Origin of the sequence: Vibrio sp. S457-15, from assembly GCF_000960545.1 — a bacterium.
Classification (GTDB): Bacteria; Pseudomonadota; Gammaproteobacteria; order Enterobacterales; family Vibrionaceae; genus Vibrio; species Vibrio parahaemolyticus.
In genome coordinates this window covers 223235-245027 of record NZ_JYOQ01000180.1, presented here as the reverse complement: position 1 = coordinate 245027, position 21793 = coordinate 223235, and the positions used below count along the sequence as shown (strand labels likewise).

Genomic DNA, 21793 nt, shown 5'->3' with positions numbered 1-21793 from the left:
GCCAATAGGCCCTTTTCTTCTGCTTTGTCTTACTTATTCTTAGCCTAAAGCACTTTACAAGCAAAGCCTTTTAGGTAGAAACCTTCTGGGTATGCCGTATCGGTTGGGTGATCTGCGGCTTGTTCAAAGCGCTCAACAAATTTCACTTGGCGGTTTGCGTCTACCGCTGCGTCAGCAATGATTTTTTGGAACAAAACTTGGTCCATTAAGCCAGAGCAAGAGTAGGTCAGTAGCGTGCCACCAGGTTTTAAAATTTGCATCGCCAACATATTGATGTCTTTGTAACCACGACATGCGCCATTTAGTTGCGCTTTGCTTTCTGCAAACTTAGGTGGATCCATGATAACCACATCAAACTGAGTACCTTGGTCTCGGTATTCACGAAGCAGTTTAAATACATCTGCGTTTAAGAAAACAGCGCGCTTTTTCGAGATATCAAACTCGTTCAGTTCTGCATTGTATTTTGCTGTGTCCAATGCTGGCTGAGATACATCCGCATTAATTACGCGTTTTGCGCCGCCTTTCAGTGCGTAAAGACCAAAGCCACCCGTGTAAGAGAAGCAGTTCAGTACTTCTTTACCTTTAACGTACTTCATCGCTTGTTGACGACTGTCACGCTGGTCTAGGTAGAAGCCTGTTTTATGTCCCCCTACAATGTCGACACTGATTTTTACGCCGTTTTCTTCGATGACGACAGATTTTGGAGGCATTTCACCGTGCAATACGCCAGTGGTCTCTTTCAAACCTTCTTTCTTACGTACTGCTACGTCAGAACGTTCGTAGACATTGCAATCAGGGAAGCATTCAACCAAGGCATCTACAATCGCTTGCTTGTTGTATTCTGCGCCTGCGCTGAGTAATTGACATACGAAGAAGTTTTGGTAGCGGTCAATCGTCACGCCCGGCAAGCCGTCAGATTCAGCGGCGATGAGTCGGTAACCTGTTAAACCATCACGTTCAATCACGTCTTCACGAAGAAGTTGAGCATTTTGAAAACGCTTCACGAAAAACGCTTTGTTGATTTCTTCTTTTTCAAAACTCCAAATACGAGCGCGGATTTGAGATTCTGGAGAATATGCCGCTTTTGCTAGCCATTTACCGTCGTGAGTGAACACATCAACTGTTTCGCCAAGAGCGGGTTCGCCCTCAACTTTACCGATGCCTCGAGAGAAGATCCAAGGGTGCTTGCGCTTAACCGATTTCTCACGACCTTTAACCAAATAGATAGCAGCTGTCATTTCATTTGCTCTTGTTGAATTTTGAAAGGGGCGTATTGTCCGGGATGTTGAGGGCAAAAGCAATATCCCTCAACAATCCAGTCATTTGCTAAACGGTCGGTATCGTTAGTCATTATCGTCGGCATAGCTGCTAGCAGGCATAAAAAAAGGGCCACTTGCGTGACCCTGATAAACTGATATTTGCTTATGCTCTCAAACCTGTGAGGAGAGATTCCATCGTATCGCTTTGCTTACGCAACTGTTCGACGTTTTGCGAGGTCGTGCTGATCATATTGCACACATTATCTGCTTGAACTCGGATTTCTTCGACGCTTGCGGCGATGTTATCTGCAACGACACCTTGTTCCTCAGCTGCAGTCGCAATTTGAATACTGCTGTCTGAGATGGTTTGGTTTTTATCGGCAAGCGAGCCAATCTCTTGGTTTACTTCTGCCATCAGGTTTTGACCTTCGTTGGCATTGTTTACCGTAACTTCCATAAGTTTGGTGAGGGATTGGCTGTTACGTTGTAATGATTCAATCATCGCTTGAATCTCAACGGTTGCTTGTTGAGTACGGCCTGCAAGAGCACGGACTTCATCAGCAACAACCGCAAAGCCACGACCTTGTTCACCTGCACGAGCCGCTTCAATTGCAGCGTTCAAGGCGAGTAGGTTAGTTTGCTCAGAGATGCCGTTGATTGTTGTCACGACTTCATCAATTTGCGCTGCATTTGCATCTAGCTCTTCAACCGCTTGAGAAGCAGATTGAATCTCATTCGACAGATTTGAAATCGAGTGAAGCGTGTTTTCGACCTTCACTTGGCCTGACTGAGCCACACTACGTGCATCATCCGTTTGTGTGCTTGAATCGTGAGCCAGTGTCGCAACTTCACGAATCGTTGACGCCATCTGCTCCGTGGCACTTGCAAGAGAGTTGAGGTGTTCTTGTTGCGTCGCAGAAATTTCAGAACTGTGGTGAATCGATTGATTCAAGTCCGAGCTGATTTGCTGCATAAGAGCGACAGACTCTTGGATGGATTGAACCATTTTTTGTTCACGCTCCGCGACTTTATCAATCGTGATGGCGATTTCACTGAACTCATCACGAACAGGGAAGAAATTCATCCGCGCGGTTAGGTCGCCATCAGCAAGCGTGTTTAGCGCCTTGTTCATGGTGAACATTGCGCCACCGATGAACGTCATGATGTAGTAAACACCTAACGCGAGAACAAACAAGCTCACGCAGATGATGCTCACTTGAGTCATTGATAGGGCAGTCCACAGAGAAAGCTCATGATTTGCAACCAAACTGAATGCACCATTCAATACCGATACAGATTGCGGTCCTGTACCAATAGAGACCGTCTCTGAACCCGCAATAAGATTTGCTACTTGAGCTTGAGAAAGATTGCCAGCCTCTATCAGCCCTTTCATGAGCATCAACTCTTCCTGATACATACCTGAGATCAGAGAATTAGCCGCGCTATTGAGGACGAGAGTAAGAATGACTAGAGCAAGAAGAGGAAGAATGAAGAGCAAGTAGAACTTTTCTTGAATCTTTAAGTGAATGAGATACTTATCAATCCAGCGGAAAGGAATTTCTTTCATAATTATTATAACCATACGAAAACCCACTATCCTTAGTGGGGTGAATAAGACAAAACGAATATATCACTCAATAATCAGATGCGGTACAAAGATGAACGTAAAGTGTGAGAGATTTATAGTTAAAGGTCACGTTCAAGGGGTTGGCTTTCGTTACCATACTTCGCACCAAGGTTTAAAGCTTGGTTTAACGGGCTACGCGAAAAACTTGAACAATGGCGATGTAGAAGTGATGGCTTGTGGGCCTAAAGAGCAAATTGACCAGTTTTGTGAATGGTTACAAGAAGGTCCGCGGACGGCGACAGTAGAAAGCGTTACGCGAGAGAGCGTATCGTACAAACCATTCCGCGGATTTAAAATTCTATAATATTACAGGCACTTAGCTGGTTTAGGTAAACCTGCTAGCTTTGTTGCTTGTTTTGCTGGGCCTTTTTTGAACAGCTTGAACAAATATTTGCTGTTGCCTTTTTCTGGGCCGTGCGCCTTTTCCATTGCTTTGACAAGCATTCGCACTGCTGGAGAGGTATTAAACTCTTCATAAAAGTCGCGCACAAAATGCACAACTTCTAAATGAGCATCAGTAAGTTCGATGTCTTCTTCTTTTGCTAAAAGCTCAATCATGCCTTCTTCCCACTGAGTATGATCCAGTAGATAGCCTTGAGCATCAGTTTCAATTTCTTTGCCGTTGTAAACGAACATAACGTCTTATCCGTTAAGTGAACATGGATGTTTATAGATTAGCGCACACGTTAGGAAGTTCTCAACAAAAGAATCCTGAAGTCGTACTGAGCGAAGCAAAAGCATACAAAGTAGCAGGGCTTTAATGGATGCTGATGATGTGTCCAAAACTCACTGCTATGCAGAAAAATAATAAATTATTCAGCTTGTTAAAAATTTACCGGGGGTAATACCAAGACATTTGCATTTATATTCGGATTTATTCATTTTTATTATCGTTTTTTGATAATCAGCTGTCTAATTAATGAAATTTTGTTTAAGGATGAATCGGTTACGACGTTGTGTTTATTCCTTTGGGTCGATATTCTCTGGGTTTGATAACCGACCTGTGCTCAGGTTAGAAACAACACTCATGACAAGGAGTCAGTCATGTCGACACAACGTTACATTGAGATTAATGACAACGTAAAATCCACTTGGTCTATTGAGCGTATTTGGAAGCTTGCAGAATCCTTACCCGTAGAAGAAATTTCTATTGATGACATTAAAGGTCCGAATGAGGTGACCTGGTTTAGTGATGAAGGGCCGCAGCCAACCTGTCGTGAAATCGCGAAACATTGCCAACGCATCAACATTGCCAACGCATCAACAATGCCGATGTATCGTATCCCGTGATCTTAACTAGTGACTACCGAGTCTTTGATGGTATGCACCGAATCGCCAAGCAAATCATGTTAGGAGAGGAAACGATCAAAGTGAGACGCTTTAGAGAAAATCCAGAAGCTGACGAAGTTATCGAGTTGTCTGTAGAGCAGGCGTAATACACTGAATTGCACACAAAGAAAAAGCCCGAAGGAATTACCTTCGGGCTTTTTGATTTTACTTAACGAGAAACGATTAATCGTCGTTCATGATGCCTAGAATGCTTAGTAGGCTAGTGAACAAGTTAAGGATGTTTAGGTACATCGAAATTGTTGCACTGATGTAGTTTGTTTCTTCGCCACGAACGATACGACTTGTATCGAATAGGATGAAACCAGAGAACACGAGTGCAGAAACACTGCTGATTACTAGGTGAGCCATTGTTGAACCCACGAAGATGTTAATCAGCGCTGCAACGATCACAATGATCAAACCTGCCATCAGGAAGTTGCGCATGAAAGAGAAATCTTTCTTGCTTGAAATGGTGTAAGCCGATAGGCCAAGGAACACCATACCAGTCAAACCTAGAGCTTGAGCAATGATAGTAGGACCGTTTGGAATTGATGCGTAGTAGTTAAGCATTGGACCTAAAGCACCACCCATTAGAGTCGTGAAAACGAATGTCCAAACGATACCAGATGATGAGTTGATTGCCTTTGGCATAACAAAGAACAAAATACCAATCGCGGCAAGCTGCATCACAATCGCCATGATTGGTGAAATTTGCATTGCCATAGTCGCGACTGCTGCGATAGCACTGGTCATCAGTGTCATCGACAGTAGGAAGTAAGTGTTTTTCAGTACTTTGTTAGTTTCTAGTGTATTAGGAACACTTGTTGAACGAGTAAACATTGGACTGTTCATAATTATCCTCAATAAGGGAGTTTACTATTGGTACATTTATGGGGCTGAAAGTTCAAAAAATCAAGCCCTTTCCATGCATATCCTAGATAAAATGATAATGGAAATAAGATGTTATGTATGTGGCAACTTGTAACACAATATTACCACCAAGAATTTTTGCGTTGGTGCTCACAACGATTGGTGATGTAAATGACAAAAAGCACTGACTTCGTTCGAAATCAGTGCTTTTAAAGCGTTCTCTGCGTTGATGATTAATGATGCAGGATTTGCGCTAAGAAGTTTTGCGTGCGATCCGATTGAGGATTCTCAAAGAAGTCGACAGGGTTGTTCTCTTCTATGATTTCTCCTGCGTCCATAAATATCACGCGATCGGCGACTTCTTTAGCAAAGCCCATTTCATGGGTTACACACAGCATGGTCATGCCTTCTTCCGCCAATTCGACCATAACGTCCAACACTTCACGCACCATTTCAGGGTCGAGCGCGGAGGTTGGCTCATCAAACAGCATGACTTTAGGACTCATACACAATGAACGGGCAATCGCTACACGCTGTTGCTGACCACCAGATAACTGACCTGGGTATTTATCGGCTTGGTCTGGGATTTTAACGCGTTTGAGATATTTCATCGCAACCGCTTCCGCTTCCTCTTTCGGCATCTTTTTCACCCAAATTGGCGCAAGTGTACAGTTTTCCAAAACTGTTAAGTGTGGAAAGAGGTTAAAGTGTTGGAAGCACATTCCGACTTCACGTCGCACGGCTTCGATGTTTTTCAAGTCTTCCGTAAGCTCTGTTCCAGAAACAAAAATGCTGCCTGCTTGATGCTCTTCAAGGCGATTGATACAGCGAATCATGGTCGATTTCCCTGAACCTGAAGGGCCACAGATAACGATTTTTTCGCCTTTCTTTACATTTAAGTTGATGTTTTTTAGTACGTGAAACTCACCATACCATTTGTTCATGTCCTTCAACTGGATCATATAGTCTTGTTGTTGCGTCATAATACGTCCTTGATCTTGATGAGTTATCGTTTGTGACCGGTATGAAGTTTGTTTTCGAGCCATATTGAGTAACGTGACATACCAAAACAAAATACCCAGAACACTAACGCGACAAATACATAACTTTCGGTAGCAAAGCCGAGCCATTCGGGGTCGGTGTTTGCTGCTTGTCCAATACCGAGCACATCGAACATACCGATGATCAGTACCAGACTGGTATCTTTAAATAGGCCAATGAATGTGTTTACGATGGAAGGAATGGTGATCTTAAGTGCCTGTGGCAAAATGATCAGGCCTGTTTTCTTCCAGTAGCTCAAACCTAACGCATCGGCAGCTTCATATTGTCCTTTTGGAATGGCTTGCAAACCACCACGTACCACTTCTGCCATGTAAGCCGCGCTGAACATGACCACACCAATTAAGGCACGAATAAGTTTATCCGTTTCGGAACCTTCAGCTAAGAACAGCGGTAACATAACGGACGCCATGAATAGTACGGTAATCAGTGGAACGCCACGCCATACTTCAATGTAAATCGTACAGATGCTGCGTATGATGGGCATATCAGAGCGTCGACCTAGAGCCAGTGCGACACCGATCGGTAATGAAACCACAATACCAACAAGCGCGATGATCAGTGTGACCAGCAATCCGCCCCATTTATGCGTTTCAACCACCTCCAAGCCAAACACGCCACCGTAGAGAAGCGCAGCAACGATAAACGGATAGATGTTGACAAAGAACAGCCAAATCCATAAACGTTTTGGTGTTTTTTCATAGGCAAGAAGCACAGTGAAAATCGCGAGCGTGATGTAAAACAGGCGAGGACGCCAAAGTTCTGCTTCTGGGTAGAAGCCGTACATGAACTGATCCCAGCGAACACTGATGAACACCCAGCATGCACCTTCTCGGCTACAGTCATCACGCGTTGAGCCTATCCAGTCAGCATTAATGAATGCCCAATCGACAATGTGCCAAAGCGCATTAAAAACGATATAAGCAAGAATAAGCGTGACAATGGAGTTGACTGGGCCATTAAACAAATTCTTGCGTAACCACCCAACCACGCCAACGGTATTTGATGGTGGCGGGAGATCGGGTTGAAATTGGTGTGTACTCATATTATCTCTCCACCAGCGCAACTTTGCGGTTGTACAAGTTCATCAACGCAGACGTGAGCAAGCTCAGCGTTAGATAAACGCCCATTGTCATTGCGATGATCTCAATGGCTTGTCCTGTCTGGTTCAAGGTTGTACCAGCAAACACAGAAACCAGATCCGGATAACCAATAGCCATTGCCAACGAAGAGTTCTTCGTTAAGTTCAAGTATTGGCTTGTGAGTGGAGGAATGATGATTCTCAAAGCTTGAGGGATAACAACCAGCTTGAGCGTTTTAGCACGAGGCAAACCAAGTGACATCGCGGCCTCTGTTTGACCATGACTCACCGCGTTGATACCGGAGCGTACGATTTCCGCAATAAAGGCGGCGGTGTAAACACTTAACGCCAATAGCAGAGCTGCCAACTCAGGAATGATACTGATCCCACCTTTGAAGTTGAAACCTTTCAGTTCTGGGTATTCCAAAGAAATTGGCATACCAGAAACGAAGTAAACCAGCAGAGGCAAGCCAACGAGAAGCCCTAAACCAATTCGTCCCATCGGGGTTTGTTGGCCTGTTAGGCGTTGTTTGTTTCTAGCCCAAATAGAGATAGAGATCGTAGCGATAAGCCCGATAACAAACGCAGCAATTACAACACCACTGCCCTCATTAAACACAGGCGCAGGAAAATACAGCCCACGCACGTTTAAGAAGATAGCTTCGCCAAGGCTCAAACTTTGTCTTGCCGATGGTAATGCTTGCAGTACTGCGAAATACCAGAAAAAGATTTGCAGAAGAAGGGGGATATTTCGAAACGTCTCAATGTAAACCGCAGCTAAACGGCTAACCAACCAGTTTGTTGAGAGACGCGCTACACCCATCGTAAAACCAATCGCGGTGGCGAGAATAATACCCAGCACAGAGACTAATGCTGTATTTAAAAGACCCACGATAAACGTTCTGCCGTAAGAATACGTTTCGTTATACTCAATGAGAGTTAACCCGATACCAAAACCAGCTTCTTGGTTCAGGAAACCAAAGCCTGTCGCGATACCCCGAGCATCGAGGTTATTTAACGCATTGTTGATGATGGTATAAAAGAAAAATACCAGTGCAGCTATAGCAATGATCTGGAAAATAGCAGAACGAAAGGCAGGATTATAAATCAAGCTCTTGCTTCCGCTCGGTTTGGACATCGTACTTGGCGATGTATCTTTAGTCGGTTTCATACAGCGATAACCTCAAAAGTCGGTTTCATACAGCGATAACCTCAAACCTTAGTTATAGATATCACTCTGTATAAATAAGTGGTTGTCCCTAAAGGCTTAACCTAGTGTTAGCTTGCAATAGATTTGTAGCGCGAGTTACTCGCCCAAACCCATATCATACTGACCAAGGCTTATTCCAGCCAATGAGCGATCCTTACTCATCCAGATTGATATATTCAAGAAAAAGGGCGGCATGAACCGCCCTGATTAACTCGTTTCTAACGGATTGGTGGCGCGTACATGAAGCCGCCGGCATTCCAAAGTGCGTTAACACCACGAGCGATCTCTAAAGGCGAACCTTTACCAACTGTGCGCTCAAAGCTTTCGCCGTAGTTACCCACTTGTTTGACGACTTGGTAACCCCAATCATCACGAATGCCGAGGCCTTTACCTTTCGGACCATCAACACCCAAAATACGTTTGATGTTTGGATCTTGAGATTTCAACATCTCATCCGCATTCTTAGAGGTAATGCCGTATTCTTCCGCATTCACCATTGCTGCTAACGTCCACTTAGCGATGTTGAACCACTGATCGTCGCCTTGACGAACCACAGGCCCAAGTGGCTCTTTAGAAATGATTTCAGGAAGAACCGCTGCAGAAGAAGGATCTTTCAGATTCAAACGAAGTGCGTACAGACCCGATTGGTCAGTCGTTAGCACGTCACAGCGTCCGGCATCGAAACCTTTTGAGGTTTGCGCCGCCGTATCAAACACCACAGGTTTGTACGACATGCCACTGTTGCGGAAGTAATCCGCTAAGTTGAGTTCGGTTGTTGTACCTGACTGTACGCAAACTGACGCACCATCAAGCTCTTTAGCGCTAGAAATGCCAAGATCTTTCTTGACCATGAAACCTTGACCGTCATAGTAGTTAACGCCAACAAAGTTTAGACCTAGCGCAGTATCTCGGTGTAGTGTCCAGGTAGTGTTACGAGAAAGCACATCGATTTCACCCGATTGAAGTGCAGTGAAACGTTCTTTCGCGGTTAGGGGTACATATTTAACTTTCGTTTTATCCCCAAGAACGGCTGCAGCCAGTGCTTGGCAATATTCTACGTCGATACCTTCCCATTCACCTTTTGAGTTAGGGTTTGAGAAACCAGGTAGACCGGTACTTACGCCACAAGTAAGGAAACCTTGTTTTGTGACTTTGTCCAGAGTCGTGTCTGCTGCTTGTGCTGATGTCGCCATCATGGCAGTAGAAGCCGCTACGACGGAAGCAAGAATTGTTAGTTTGTTTGCCATTTGTATCCTTCCTGTATGATCCATGTTTAATCAGGAGTGACCTGAAATAACTTGTCCAATTTATTAGTATTTATTGTCCTACGTGGTTGATTTTCGAAGAAACGGCAATCGATAAATCAACCAGTTATAAGCGTAGGAAAGGATCTGTTAATTCTCAAATATATAATTTAAATAGAGTTTTGAGAGAACTTCCAAAGCTCCTTGAGAATTAGAATGACGAAATGTTAATTGTTTGTAAATAGTGCAAAACTCGGTCAATTTGGTGCATCAGAACAATCAATAGAAGAGTGAATAAAATGAGAGAATAAAAAGTTGTTATTAAATCTATCATTAGCCTAGCTCGACTGAGTTACGCAAAAATTTGAACAAAAATTATTTGTGATGTCGAAACAGGGTGATGTGTTTGCCCCATTTTTGGTAGCATGAGTAGCAATAGCAAATAAGAGTAATCATGGATTGAAATGCGATATTTTCCTCTGTTCTTAGATTTAGTGAATAAACCAGTACTTGTTGTTGGTGGTGGAGAAGTGGCGAGCCGTAAAGTGGAAGCGCTACTCAAGGCTGGGGCGAATGTCACCATTGTTTCTCCAACTTTGGTTGAGTTCTTATCAAGGCTTGCCGATGAGCACCAAATCCATTGGGTACAGCGCTTTTATTCAAGTGACCTTGTCACAAAACGTTTTGTGCAAGTGTGGGCCACCACTGATAACCCAGAGTTGAATCACCAGGTGTATAAAAATGCCAAAGAGCTTGGCATTTTGGTCAACGTCGTAGACGACAAACCGTACTGTGACTTCATCACACCTTCAATGATCAACCGTGGCAGAATCCAGATTGCAATTTCAAGTGGTGGAGCGTCTCCGGTACTGATTCGCAATATTCGTGAAAAGCTTGAAGCGATTCTTCCTCAGAACATGGGTTTGATGGCCGAGTTTGCCAACTCGAAACGTAATTCGATCAAAGAAGCGTTACCAAGTGTCGATTTACGCCGTAAGTTCTGGGAGCAATTTTTCTCTAACCCTGATGTTGAAAACGCGCGTAATAACCGCGAGCTTGAAACCATCTATCAGGCAACGATGGCAAACCCATTGGATGAGAAGGGCAGCTGTACTTGGATTCATCTCGGAAAAGACGTCGAAATGCTGCCAATCAAAGCTGTTCGCTACATGCAGCAAGCCGAACTCGCGCTGTATTCGACTAAGTGTGAATCAGACGCAATGGAGCTGGTAAGAAGAGATGCCGAACGTGAGGCCTTTTCAAATGCGGCAGAACTGTCTGATAAGTTAGCCAAAGCGAAAAAAGACAACTTACGCGTGTGCGTGTTCATTCCTCAAGGCACAAGCGAATTCATGTTGCTGCAAGGGCAAGATCTTGTGATTTAGTTTGTGAAGCTTTATCAAAAACAACGCTCTCCCAAATACTGACAATAAAAAAGCGCCGACGAAAAATACGTCGGCGCTTTTATTTTGCTTCTTCTAACTGGTATCGAATACCAATTAGCAAAACATATTAATCACGGAAGTTGTTAAACTGGAACGGTTGGCCTAGCTCCGCTTCACGGATTGCAGCGATAGTTGCTTGCAGGTCATCACGTTTCTTACCAGTTACACGTACTTTGTCGCCCTGGATAGACGCTTGTACTTTTAGCTTCGCATCTTTGATTAGCTTAACCAGTTTTTTCGCTGTCGGTGTATCGATACCTTGGCGGAACAGGATGTTTTGATGCCAGTTTTTACCCGTTACTTCTGGGTTTTGAGCGTCCATTGCATTTGCATCAACATTACGTTTTGCCAAGTGGCCACGTAGGATGTCGCGCATTTGCTTAAGCTGGAAGTCACCTTCCGCAGACACTTTTACGTTTTCTTCTACTAGCTCAAAGCTCGCATTTACGTTGCGGAAATCGAAACGAGTAGACAGTTCACGGTTAGCGTTATCAACGGCGTTACGTAGTTCAACGGTATCGATTTCTGAAACAATATCAAACGATGGCATGAAGATTCCTTGATTATCTCGTTATATGGATGAATTACTTAGTGGATTTTACAGCTTCTGCCAGCATATCTAGCATAGTTACTGTATCGTCCCAACCTAAACAAGGGTCAGTAATTGATTGACCGTAAGTTAGGTTGTTAATGTCAGTCATTGGCTGGTTGCCTTCCATAATGAAGCTTTCCGCCATGATACCCGCAATGCGAGTGCTGCCTGACTTAATTTGAGTACAAATGTCACTTGCAACATCAAGCTGTTTTCGGTGCTGCTTCTGACAGTTTGCATGGCTGAAGTCTACAATAAGACGCTCAGGTAAACCAAACTCAGCAAGTGAATCACACGCTTGCTTCACAGACGCTTCGTCAAAGTTTGGACCTTTTTCGCCGCCACGCAAAATAATATGACCGAATGGGTTGCCACTTGTGCGGTACACCGTCATACGACCATTCTTATCTGGCGAGTAGAAGTAGTGTGAAGCTTGAGAGGCACGAATCGCATCAATCGCGATCTTCACATTACCGTTTGTGCCATTTTTAAAGCCAACAGGGCAAGATAGCGCTGATGCCATTTCACGGTGAATTTGAGATTCTGTCGTACGTGCGCCAATTGCGCCCCAAGTGATCAAATCGGCAATGTATTGGCCAGTGATCATATCAAGAAACTCAGTAGCAGTCGCAAGACCAAGCTTGTTGATATCCAGTAGCAGTTTACGAGCTTTGTGAAGGCCAGCTTCAAGCGCGTAAGAACCGTCTAGGTTAGGGTCGGTGATAAGACCTTTCCAACCAACTACTGTACGAGGCTTTTCAAAGTAAGTACGCATAACGATAAATAGCTCGTCTTTGTACTTATCTTGGATTTCACTCAGGCGTTTCGCGTAATCAATTGCGGCTTCAGTATCGTGAACAGAACATGGACCAACGATAGCAAGAAGGCGATCGTCTTCACCTGTTAAAATGTTTTCAATCTGACGACGAGATTGAGCGATGCGATCTGCAACGTCATCCGTGATCGGATGTACACTACCTAGCTCCGCTGGGGTAGGCATTGGACCCAAAGGTTGGGTTCTCAATTCATCTGTTTTTATAGGCATGTTATAGCTTTATTCTCTATTGCGAAGGGGTAAAGATAACGGAATTACAGGCAGGAATAAACCGTTTCACGGGAATCTTCCCCAGGAAATACCGAATTGTATACAAAGGTGTTGGTATTCATTTAAATGACTTATGTATAAATGACAAAACTTGATCATTAAATCAATATATATACATTTGAATTTATAACCTTTTCTTCTATCTCACCTTCGGTCAAGCGAGTTTAGTGCGACGAATCTCATGCTTCTCTATTCGAGCGAGGTGACGCTGTCACTAGAAGCATGCTCAATAACTGTCTAGATCTAGCTTTTGTTAACATTTCTTTGACATCTATTTCGTTCGTTGATTAACTGGTCAGAGTAGTTTGGTAAGGAGACCAAAATGTTATCAGCAGTACGTCGCGCAAATTTGTATCTCAATCTCTTTGGCTTTTCGAAAGTGCCTCTGATTTGGCTGTGTCACCCAAAAATTATCGCCATTGATAGTAAGCACGTTGAAGTGCGCATTCCACTTCGACGACGAACAAAGAATCACCTAAACAGTATGTATTTTGGTGCATTAGCCGTTGGTGCTGATGTGGCTGGTGGTTTTCTTGCGATGAGCAAAGCTCAAGAAAAAGGCGAGGCGATTTCTTTAGCATTTAAAGGAGTGAAAGCGGAGTTTTTAAAACGTCCAGAAGCGGATGTTCATTTCGTTTGTAATGACGGCCATGTCATTGATGAGATGCTAGACCATACCATTGCCACTGGTGAACGTGTTAATCGTGATGTGAAGATCATTGCACTGTGTCCGAGCCTACATGGGCAGGAGCCGATGGCAGAGTTTGCGCTTACTCTATCCATAAAAAAAGCAGCTCAACATACAAAGAAGGCTGCTTAATAGTTTGAATCCGTTTTTTAATTGAGCTCGATTTTCTCGATAGAGACTATTTTCGAGCGGTTTAGCACGACTTTCCAACGGTAGTAAACGGGCGCATCAGTGTGGTTGTCTTCTTTGACGATCACATTGAGTAAATGACGTTTCTCTACAGACTCTTTGGTCACTTGCCCTTCATTTAGACGATAAACGCGGTTTGAGCTCTTATCCATTAGGCGGATGATCGGGCGCAAACTGATGTTCAACGTTTCTCGAGTCTGTTCATAACCACTTAAAAAGAGCGACGTCGCCATTTCTGTTTTTTCATGGTAGTGAAGAATTTGTTCTTCTCTTTGAACGACGCGTTTTTTACGAATCTGTTGAATCTTGTCTGGCAAGCTCGATAGCGTTTTATAATCAAGCCATTCTAATTTTTTACCGACGACTTTCTTCGTCGTCGGGTCGATGTACTTTTTACGCCACTTAGGTTTGCCTTTACGAATCCAACGCCACATCGCATCACGAAGATCATCTTTAAAAATCTCGCGTAAAGCATAGATAAAAGACATCGCTATAATGAAAGATGCAGAAATCTCGCCAAGGTAGTCTCGGGCTAGAATAACGGTCGATGTCACTACGACCATAACCAAGCCCGTCGCAATCCCTTTAATCGCTCGCTTGATGTTGTTACCCATGGAGATAGTTTGCTCACGCAAAACAATAGGGTGTTCAATCAGACGTCTTAACAAACGCATTTTGTTTGAAAGACGCGTCACGTCTTCAACCACGCGTGGAGAGTTGTATTTGTTTAGCTTGCGATGCGCTTGTTCTTTCTCACACAGAGTAATCAAACGCTGTTTAATGGTGCTGTAATCGCCTTCTCGAGGAAGATGAGCAACGAGAGACAAAAACTTTTGCTCGGTATACCACGACAAATAGTTATCAATATTAACGTAGTAACGCTTTAAGTTTTCTTCATAAGGGATAGAGCGTCTCAAGCGTTTTAAGATCTCAAGCGTCAACTCAATGACTTCGTCCACTTCATCTTCTGTAACGGAGTTGCTCTCGTGCTTATTCAAACTCGCCACTGCTTTATCTAATGCGATAACGTACTGGTAGGCGAATAAACTCAAACTTACGCGGTATTGCTGATTAGAAAGACGTCCGCGCTTCGCTAATCGGCTGTGAACAAGCGGCAATAGAATTTCTGTACTGTAATAAGCACGTTGCTGAGTGATAGAAGTGTAATAAAATTCGGATTCACTGATGATGTCGGCGTTTAAACCAAGCTCACCAGGCACAAAGAAGTAAATATCTAGGTCGACACTTTTGCTTTCTGCGAGCGCGTGGCTAATTTTTAATGTTACTGAGTCTTGTTTATCGACGGTGACCAAAGAAAGCTCCTGACTTTGCTAAAGCACTCTTGCCTTACGTAATGTAGTTGAGCGTGTAAGGTCGAGATTGCTAAGAGAGTGACTGGGGCAAATAGCCGAGCAGACAGCATAACAGAGAGGTTTGCTTTTCTCTCTGATTTTCTTGTTAGTTTAGGTATAATTCCGTGTAAATTTTAAGAGAGACAATATCAATGATTAAAATTGGTCAAATTAACAGCTTAGAAGTCATTAAAAAGGCTGATTTTGGCGTATTTCTGGATGGTGACGATTACGGCTCTGTTCTGCTGCCTAACAAACATGTACCTGAAGGCACTGAACTTGGCGATCACATCGAAGTATTTTTGTACTTTGACTCAGAAAGCCAACTTGCTGCGACCATTGACAAGCCAATCGCTCAAGTAGGCGAGTGGGGCTTGATGAAAATCGAAGGCATCAATCAAACGGGTGCATTCGTAAACTGGGGCATTAAAGAGAAAGACCTTCTTATCCCATTTAGTGAGCAACGAGCTCGCTTTACTGCGGGTCAAAACATTCTGGTTTATGTTTACACCGATAAAGCGTCGGGACGTATTGTTGGTACGACGAAGTTCAACAAGTGGCTTGATAAAACGCCAGCAAACTACGAAGTAAACGAAGAAGTTGATCTGATTATCGCAGAACGCAGCCAACTTGGTTACAAAGCGATTGTAAACGGCAAACACTGGGGCATGATTTTCCCTTCTGATGTATTTGGTAAGCTGTTTATCGGTAAAAAACTGAAAGGTTACATCAAGCAAGTCCGTGAAGATGGCAAAATTGACTTATCTCTACAAAAAGTCGGTGTGGCGAAGATGGATGATCTTTCAAGCAAGATTATTGATCTCTTGGAGAAGAAGGGCGGTTTCCTTCCTCTGAACGATAAGTCTTCGCCAGAAGCGATTTTTGATGCTTTCCGTACAAGTAAAGGCACGTACAAAAAGACCATCGGCGGTTTGTACAAGCAAGGTAAGATAGTGATTGAGAAAGACGGTATCCGTCTCGCTTGACTTATCTGCTTAAACGCTAGAAAGCAGCCAAAAAAACGGCCCAAACTCTTCCATTTTTTGGGCCTAGGGGAAACGGCTCTACAGAGCCTGCGCTAAACTTTCGTCAACCAATTATTGGGTGGTTAACGTAGAGAGAAATGCCGTATCAAAGCGTTACTTTGATATCTTCAGTTTAGTACAGCGAGCTTGAATCGCTAGCAGCCCTACGAGCTTTCATACTTACGAACTAAAAAGCCATCGCAAATACGATGGCTTTTCATTTATTTATGGTTCGTCATTTCTTTAAAATAAGTTCTTATCTCGTACTAACTCACGAGGAAGACCATTTTTAATGCGGTTACTGACCCACTTACCTAAACCGATAATCGCACCTTGGTACTTAACTAGCACTTCACCTTTACCCGTTTTCAGTCCTTCTGGAATGATTTGAGGACGAACATCACGGCCCATGTACCATTCACGTGCTTCTTCAATAGTTAGCTCAATAGCGTTGTTTTCAGCACCCGTCGCCAGCGCGGTAGCGACTTGGTGTTGCCAACGGTAGCCATTTTTATGTGCTTCAGCGATTTTAATGCCCATGCGAGAAAAACGTAATTCGCCAATCATAGGCTCAAGTGCATCTGGGAATAGCCAAACGTCTTTATCTCGGAGCCAAACCGTACTTTCGGAAGGCAACTCAATATCCAATGCGTTGTGTAGTTGCTTTGAAATCTCTTCTGATTCTTTCTTCGACGCTTTTACGAACGGGAATTTGCCCATGCGCTTTTTCACTTGTGGCGCCTCTACAGAATGGTATTTGCGAATACGCGCAACAAAGAAGCCTTCACAGTCATAAACCTGAGGGAAGATGTGTAAGAAACCTTCTTCTGTTAATGCGGCGTTGGCATTTTCAAATAATCCATCCAGGCTCTCAAACTCAACCGCGTCACCAAAGGTTTCTTTTAAGTGATGGCAAACTTGCTGGTTTTCCTCGGTACTTAACGTACACGTTGAGTAAACTAGCACGCCACCTGGCTTAAGTGCGTGGAATGCGCTTTCAATGAGATCTTTTTGCGTATCTGCGATTTCTAGAACGGACGCTTGTGTCCAGTTCTTCATGGCATCTTCATCTTTACGAACTGTGCCTTCGCCAGAACAAGGGGCATCAAGCAATACCGCATCAAATTGTTCAGGTAACCAACCACCAAAAACGCGGCCATCAAAGTTGCTCAAAGCGGCATTGCGCACACCACAGCGTTCGATGTTGGCATGCAGAACTTTTACGCGGCTTGCCGCGTACTCGTTCGCGACAAGTACACCTTCATTTTTCATTAATGCGGCGATCTGCGTGGTTTTTGAACCTGGTGCAGCAGCGGTGTCTAGTACCGCATCGTAAGATTCGTCATTCATGAATAGGGCAGATACTGGCATCATCGAGCTGGCTTCTTGAATGTAGAATAAGCCAGACATGTGTTCTGCTGTGTTGCCTAATGGTACAACCGACTCGTCGGCTTCAATCCAAAAACCTGTCTCACACCAAGGGACGGGTGACAATGTCCATCCTTTGTCTTCCGCGCGCTTAACAAAGTCTTCCACACTCATTTTGAGCGTGTTTACGCGGATACTTTTGCGAAGAGGCCTTTGACATGCAGAGATGAAATCTTCCATGTTGAGGTTCGCAGGAAGGATAGTTTGGATTTTTTCCAGAAACGCGTCTGGGATGTAAACATTAGGATGCAATGTGGAATCTCGTTTGCAGAATTTGCCGCAAATAATATACGAAAGCGATGCAGAAACGAATAGTGACAAGGTTAACGACCATAAAAAAGAGCAGCGATTGCTGCTCTTTACATCGAATCAATATCCCGCCTTAGGGCTTAGGAATTGGCGTTCTCCATTGAACCCAACTTTCATCGGCACGTGGGTAAAGATAGAAAGAGTGACCACGTTTTGCAGCTGGTGGAATTTGTGATTGCTCTGGCGTTGAAAATGCAATGCCACCACGCACGAGGCTATCAATCGTACCTGCTTTGATGTTCGCACCAGTAATACCGATAGAAACATCCACACCAGACACATTCCAGAACACGCTGTTTTGACGCACTAAATACGCGTATTCAGGTTTGATCTTGATGGTGGAAACCACGCGATCAGCGAACTCGCCCAAGCGAACATCGGTAACTTGACCAACTTCCATTTGACGGTAGAGAACAGGAGTACCGACTTGAACCGAACCGCGTTGTTCACTTTGCAGGGTAAACATGACGCCTTCTACACGGTCAAACCCTTTTTCTAATGGGAAATCGAACTTCGCCTTACCATTACCCGGTTCAACGCTGATAGATTTTGAAACTAGCGCACCTAAGTTTTTCACGCCGCCAAGGCCAATTTCAGGTTCAGTTAGCCAAAAATGCGTGCCTTCTACCGCGATATTTGCCACGTATTCCGGTAAAATTCGGGCGGTGACTTCAACCAGATTGCGACGGAAATTCGGTACGACAAGCGTCACTTCACCCACCTTCACGCCTTGGTATTCAATCGGCATACCTTTAAGCACTTCTTGCGTGCCGTCGGTTTCTAGCGAAATGACTCGACCAAATTTGCGCGCTTTTTGCTGATCAGCGTAAAGTTTCCAACGTTCTCCAACTTTGTTTTCCACGCCAGGCACGGAATCAAAGGCAATTCCACCTTCAATTAGAGATTTTAGTGGATGTGCTTTAACGCTAACGCCAGAAAGTGAGGCATCAATTTCGATACCTGAACGATTCCAAAAAACGGTTTGTGGGGTGACCAGATAAGCAAAGCGATTTTCAATGGTCGCTTTAATCAATACGCCACCATCGACGAGATGAAAGTCCGAGACGTTACCGACAGGCAGATTTCGATAGAGTAGAGGGCTGCCTTTCGAAATTGGTGGTAGCTCTGAAGCAAACAGCATTAATGTTTTCGAGCCAGTTTTGTTGTACTGCGCGAGTTCTGCTAACGATTCGTTTTGGAACAGTTGGTATTCTTTCTGAATCGACTCAGAACCTTCACTGACGAAACTGATAGAACCGGTCAGTAGTTGTTTTGCTGGCGGAACAGTGACGCTCAACCCAGACTCAGTAAGCTCTGCAGAAGCGCTGCCAGTCACGTAAAAACGGTTATTTGACTTAATAAGATGCTTGTACTCGTGATCAATCAGCACATCCATAAAGACTTCGTGCTTCGCTTGTTTTTTCTCATCAACCAAACCTACGTTGATGATAGAACCGACCACAATGCCTTTATAGAGCACGTTCGCGCCGCTATCTAATCCAAATGAGTTGTCAGAAATTAGGCGAATCGCGATAGATTTTTCTTGCTGTTGATTAAATACGTTTTTACGAATTGCAGTGAAGCGGCGAGAGCGTTCGCCGTCGCCAGGAACGATAGTGAGGAAGTTTCCTCGAACTAGGTTTGCAATGTTTTCGACACCAGACAACGACACTTTCGCTTCTTCCAAAACAAAGCGAGTGCCAGTGGTAAGCATGTCACTGAAAGCAGGCTGAATTGCTGCTGATGCCAAAATGACTTCTCGTCCTTCAGAAAGGCTTAAGTCAGTGACCTGACCAATTTCAATGCCACGGTACATGATTGGTGCGCCTTCGCTGCTGACTTTATTGTCGTCAGGTAGAGCAATTTTGATCGCAATGCCTCGACCTGCTGTTTTCAAATCTTTATATAAGCGGAACTCGGTATTTTCTTCCACTGGTTCGCCATCGTCCGGGGAATCAACCGCGATAGCGCCACCAAGTAGGGCACTCATGCTTTCTAAGCGTACGTCAACGCCTTCAAAACCAATACTTGCGCCAATGCCACTGACATTCCAAAAGCGGCTGCGGTCATTGATGATGTGTCGATATTGCTCTTGGATATTGGCTTGAATAGTAATGGATTTTGCATCTTCATCCAGTTGGTAGCTGTAAACCGCACCGATAGGAATTTTCTTGTAGACAATCTGAGATCCAATCGACACGCCGCCTAAGTCTCGGCTTTTAAGTTTGATGTTCAAACCTTGTGAAACACGTAGGTCCGTTGGCGCCGAATCGAGAGCGTGGAATGTGGTCTCAAATTCTTGACCGTCCCCCGGTTGGATAGAGATGTAGTTACCAGAAACAAGCGCATCCAAGCCCGACACACCAGTTAAACTCGCGGTTGGTTTAACGAGCCAAAAACGCGTTTTATCGTTTAGTAACTTCGTTGCTTCAGGGTAGATGTCTGCATCCACGTAAATGCTGCCGAGATCTTCGGACAAATTAATGTCACGGACCATACCGACTTCCAAACCTTGGTAACGGATAGTTGTACGTCCTGCCACCAAACCAGCAGCGTCGGAGAAGTAAATCTGTACTCGTTGCCCCGCATCATGGATGGACTTCACCACAAGCCAGCCGGCGAGCACCATCGTCAAAATTGGCAGTAGCCAAAGTGGAGATATGCCTTTGCTCCTCTTAACATCAGGCACATACGATGTTTGAGAATTGTTCTGATCACTCATTAATTGACTCTTTTTCTGATTGTTTTGGGGCTTCATCCCAGATTAGCCTTGGGTCAATACTCTCTGCGGCTAACATTGTCAGCACGACGACTAAACCAAACGCGACCGCGCCGTAACCTGGCGTAAAGTCGAGTATTTGACCGCGATCGACCAAGGTCATCATGATAGAAATAACAAACAAGTCCATGACAGACCATTTACCGATCCACTTTACTGCAAAGTAAACCATCATTCGTTGTCTTCGAAACACCGAACGCTTGAATTTGATGCACAGCATAATATAGGCAAGGCCGAGGATTTTAACGACTGGCACAACGATACTGGCAACAAAAATAATAATGGCGATACCATACATTCCGCTTCTGACCAAAGACGCAACACCAGAGAAAATCGTATCTTCAAGGCGTTGACCGTTGGTTATCAAAATCGAAATAGGAATAAGGTTAGCAGGAAAAATCGCGATAGTAGCCGCGACTAGGTAAGCCCACGTTTTTTGAATCGAGTTTGGCTTACGATGATAGAGCTCATGATGACAACGTCGGCAACGCTCACCTTCAGGTTGAGAGAGATGACACTCGTGACAATGCACATCTTTGTGTTCGAAAGAGTACGTGTTTTCTGGTTTCCAAGCTTCCCAATAACGACGAACGCTGATGCGTGATACCAGAAGAACAGTAAATATTTGCAGCAAGACCAAGCCAATCAAGCCCGGGCCAACAAAAATATCTGAATAGTCTTGAAGCTTAAAACAAGAGATCGCAATGCTGACCAAAAATACATCCAACATTACCCAGTGTTTCAAATGTTGAATCAGCCACAGTGAGACGCGCAGCCCCTTAAACCATCGTTGATGCAATGAGATATGTGCCGTCACGACCGAAACACATACGGTCAATGGGGCAAGTGAGCTACAAAATAGAATTAACAATGAAAGAAGAACAAAGCCTTCTTCCATCAAGGTGATCATCCCTGAGGGTAAGGTCGCGGGAATCATCACACCAAAAAGCCTGATGCTAATGAAGTTAAAGAAGTGCGACGGAATAAATAGCAGGATACAGGTTATCGCAACCGCTAAATTACCAGAAAGGCTAGGGCTGCCTCCGCGATATAATTGCGTGCCACAGCGTGGGCAATGTGCATTTTTACCGTTAGGTAAATCGACAATATCGACAGGGAGTTCGCAACCTTGGCATAAACGCACACTATTAGGTTGCATGGCATGCTTAGACAGAGAGGTCATAAAGACCTCTCTAATAAGA

The 21793-nt window shown here is 44.2% G+C and carries 18 protein-coding genes and 1 pseudogene; 5 read left to right on the top strand and 14 right to left on the bottom strand.

All coding sequences use genetic code 11. The features are described from left to right. Nucleotides 1-44 precede the first annotated feature (44 nt). Nucleotides 45-1238: a class I SAM-dependent methyltransferase gene (locus tag UF05_RS23130; RefSeq protein WP_045545175.1), complete on the bottom strand. Its 1194-nt coding sequence runs from the start codon at nt 1236-1238 to the stop codon at nt 45-47. A 184-nt stretch (nt 1239-1422) separates the two neighbouring features. Then, nucleotides 1423-2826 carry a methyl-accepting chemotaxis protein gene (locus tag UF05_RS23125; protein ID WP_005490568.1) on the bottom strand — a complete coding sequence of 468 codons (1404 nt, stop codon included), beginning with the start codon at nt 2824-2826 and terminating at the stop codon, nt 1423-1425. A 91-nt stretch (nt 2827-2917) separates the two neighbouring features. On the opposite strand from UF05_RS23125, the gene yccX reads away from it, so the two are divergent. Continuing rightward, entirely contained in the window at nt 2918-3190 is a 273-nt protein-coding gene (gene yccX / locus UF05_RS23120; protein ID WP_005494922.1) for an acylphosphatase, read from the top strand. 2 nt (nt 3191-3192) lie between these two features. On the opposite strand, the gene UF05_RS23115 is transcribed toward yccX, so the two are convergent. Further along, complete coding sequence (locus tag UF05_RS23115) at nt 3193-3522, bottom strand: TusE/DsrC/DsvC family sulfur relay protein (RefSeq protein WP_005377396.1); 330 nt, start codon at nt 3520-3522, stop codon at nt 3193-3195. Nucleotides 3523-3930: 408 nt separating this feature from the next. Here UF05_RS23115 and UF05_RS26780 point away from each other — a divergent pair. Then, nucleotides 3931-4322: pseudogene (locus UF05_RS26780) on the top strand (chromosome partitioning protein ParB). Nucleotides 4323-4398: 76 nt separating this feature from the next. Here the strand turns inward: UF05_RS26780 and UF05_RS23105 are convergent. The 5 genes from UF05_RS23105 to UF05_RS23085 form a co-directional block, all read right to left on the bottom strand. After that, nucleotides 4399-5067: a Bax inhibitor-1/YccA family protein gene (locus tag UF05_RS23105; RefSeq protein WP_005494926.1), complete on the bottom strand. Its 669-nt coding sequence runs from the start codon at nt 5065-5067 to the stop codon at nt 4399-4401. A 251-nt stretch (nt 5068-5318) separates the two neighbouring features. Next, nucleotides 5319-6068, bottom strand: a complete 750-nt coding sequence (locus UF05_RS23100; RefSeq protein ID WP_005457131.1) for an amino acid ABC transporter ATP-binding protein — start codon at nt 6066-6068, stop codon at nt 5319-5321. Nucleotides 6069-6091: 23 nt separating this feature from the next. Continuing rightward, nucleotides 6092-7189 carry an amino acid ABC transporter permease gene (locus UF05_RS23095; RefSeq protein WP_021448566.1) on the bottom strand — a complete coding sequence of 366 codons (1098 nt, stop codon included), beginning with the start codon at nt 7187-7189 and terminating at the stop codon, nt 6092-6094. Between the two features lies 1 nt (nt 7190). Continuing rightward, nucleotides 7191-8396, bottom strand: coding sequence for an amino acid ABC transporter permease (locus UF05_RS23090; RefSeq protein WP_005457120.1), 1206 nt, complete (start codon nt 8394-8396; stop codon nt 7191-7193). A 257-nt stretch (nt 8397-8653) separates the two neighbouring features. Beyond that, nucleotides 8654-9682, bottom strand: a complete 1029-nt coding sequence (locus tag UF05_RS23085) for an amino acid ABC transporter substrate-binding protein (protein WP_005457119.1) — start codon at nt 9680-9682, stop codon at nt 8654-8656. Between the two features lie 461 nt (nt 9683-10143). Here UF05_RS23085 and UF05_RS23080 point away from each other — a divergent pair, with 461 nt between their 5' ends. Next, the gene (locus tag UF05_RS23080) at nt 10144-11064 is read left to right on the top strand and encodes a precorrin-2 dehydrogenase/sirohydrochlorin ferrochelatase family protein (protein ID WP_015296766.1); all 921 of its coding nucleotides are present in this window, start codon (nt 10144-10146) and stop codon (nt 11062-11064) included. 127 nt (nt 11065-11191) lie between these two features. Here the strand turns inward: UF05_RS23080 and UF05_RS23075 are convergent, their stop codons facing one another. Both UF05_RS23075 and UF05_RS23070 read right to left on the bottom strand, forming a co-directional pair. Continuing rightward, complete coding sequence (locus UF05_RS23075) at nt 11192-11674, bottom strand: YajQ family cyclic di-GMP-binding protein (protein WP_005457116.1); 483 nt, start codon at nt 11672-11674, stop codon at nt 11192-11194. Between the two features lie 34 nt (nt 11675-11708). Further along, on the bottom strand, nt 11709-12761 hold the full coding sequence (locus UF05_RS23070; RefSeq protein ID WP_005457114.1) for a 3-deoxy-7-phosphoheptulonate synthase: 1053 nt from the start codon (nt 12759-12761) through the stop codon (nt 11709-11711). Between the two features lie 382 nt (nt 12762-13143). On the opposite strand from UF05_RS23070, the gene UF05_RS23065 reads away from it, so the two are divergent. Further along, nucleotides 13144-13641 carry a DUF4442 domain-containing protein gene (locus UF05_RS23065; RefSeq protein WP_005457113.1) on the top strand — a complete coding sequence of 166 codons (498 nt, stop codon included), beginning with the start codon at nt 13144-13146 and terminating at the stop codon, nt 13639-13641. Nucleotides 13642-13658: 17 nt separating this feature from the next. Here the strand turns inward: UF05_RS23065 and UF05_RS23060 are convergent, their stop codons facing one another. Further along, the gene (locus UF05_RS23060; RefSeq protein WP_005457111.1) at nt 13659-15011 is read right to left on the bottom strand and encodes a hypothetical protein; all 1353 of its coding nucleotides are present in this window, start codon (nt 15009-15011) and stop codon (nt 13659-13661) included. 191 nt (nt 15012-15202) lie between these two features. Between UF05_RS23060 and UF05_RS23055 the strand changes: the two genes are divergently transcribed. Beyond that, nucleotides 15203-16036, top strand: coding sequence for a CvfB family protein (locus UF05_RS23055; protein ID WP_005457108.1), 834 nt, complete (start codon nt 15203-15205; stop codon nt 16034-16036). Between the two features lie 282 nt (nt 16037-16318). Here UF05_RS23055 and rsmF read toward each other — a convergent pair whose 3' ends face one another. The 3 genes from rsmF to UF05_RS23040 all read right to left on the bottom strand — a co-directional run bounded on the left by rsmF (nt 16319) and on the right by UF05_RS23040 (nt 21774). Next, complete coding sequence (gene rsmF, locus UF05_RS23050) at nt 16319-17755, bottom strand: 16S rRNA (cytosine(1407)-C(5))-methyltransferase RsmF (protein WP_045545174.1); 1437 nt, start codon at nt 17753-17755, stop codon at nt 16319-16321. Between the two features lie 130 nt (nt 17756-17885). Continuing rightward, complete coding sequence (gene mam7 / locus UF05_RS23045) at nt 17886-20534, bottom strand: MCE family putative adhesion factor MAM7 (protein WP_015296763.1); 2649 nt, start codon at nt 20532-20534, stop codon at nt 17886-17888. After that, nucleotides 20527-21774, bottom strand: a complete 1248-nt coding sequence (locus tag UF05_RS23040) for a paraquat-inducible protein A (protein ID WP_005486416.1) — start codon at nt 21772-21774, stop codon at nt 20527-20529. The genes mam7 and UF05_RS23040 overlap by 8 nt, the downstream gene beginning before the upstream one ends. Nucleotides 21775-21793: the final 19 nt, after the last annotated feature.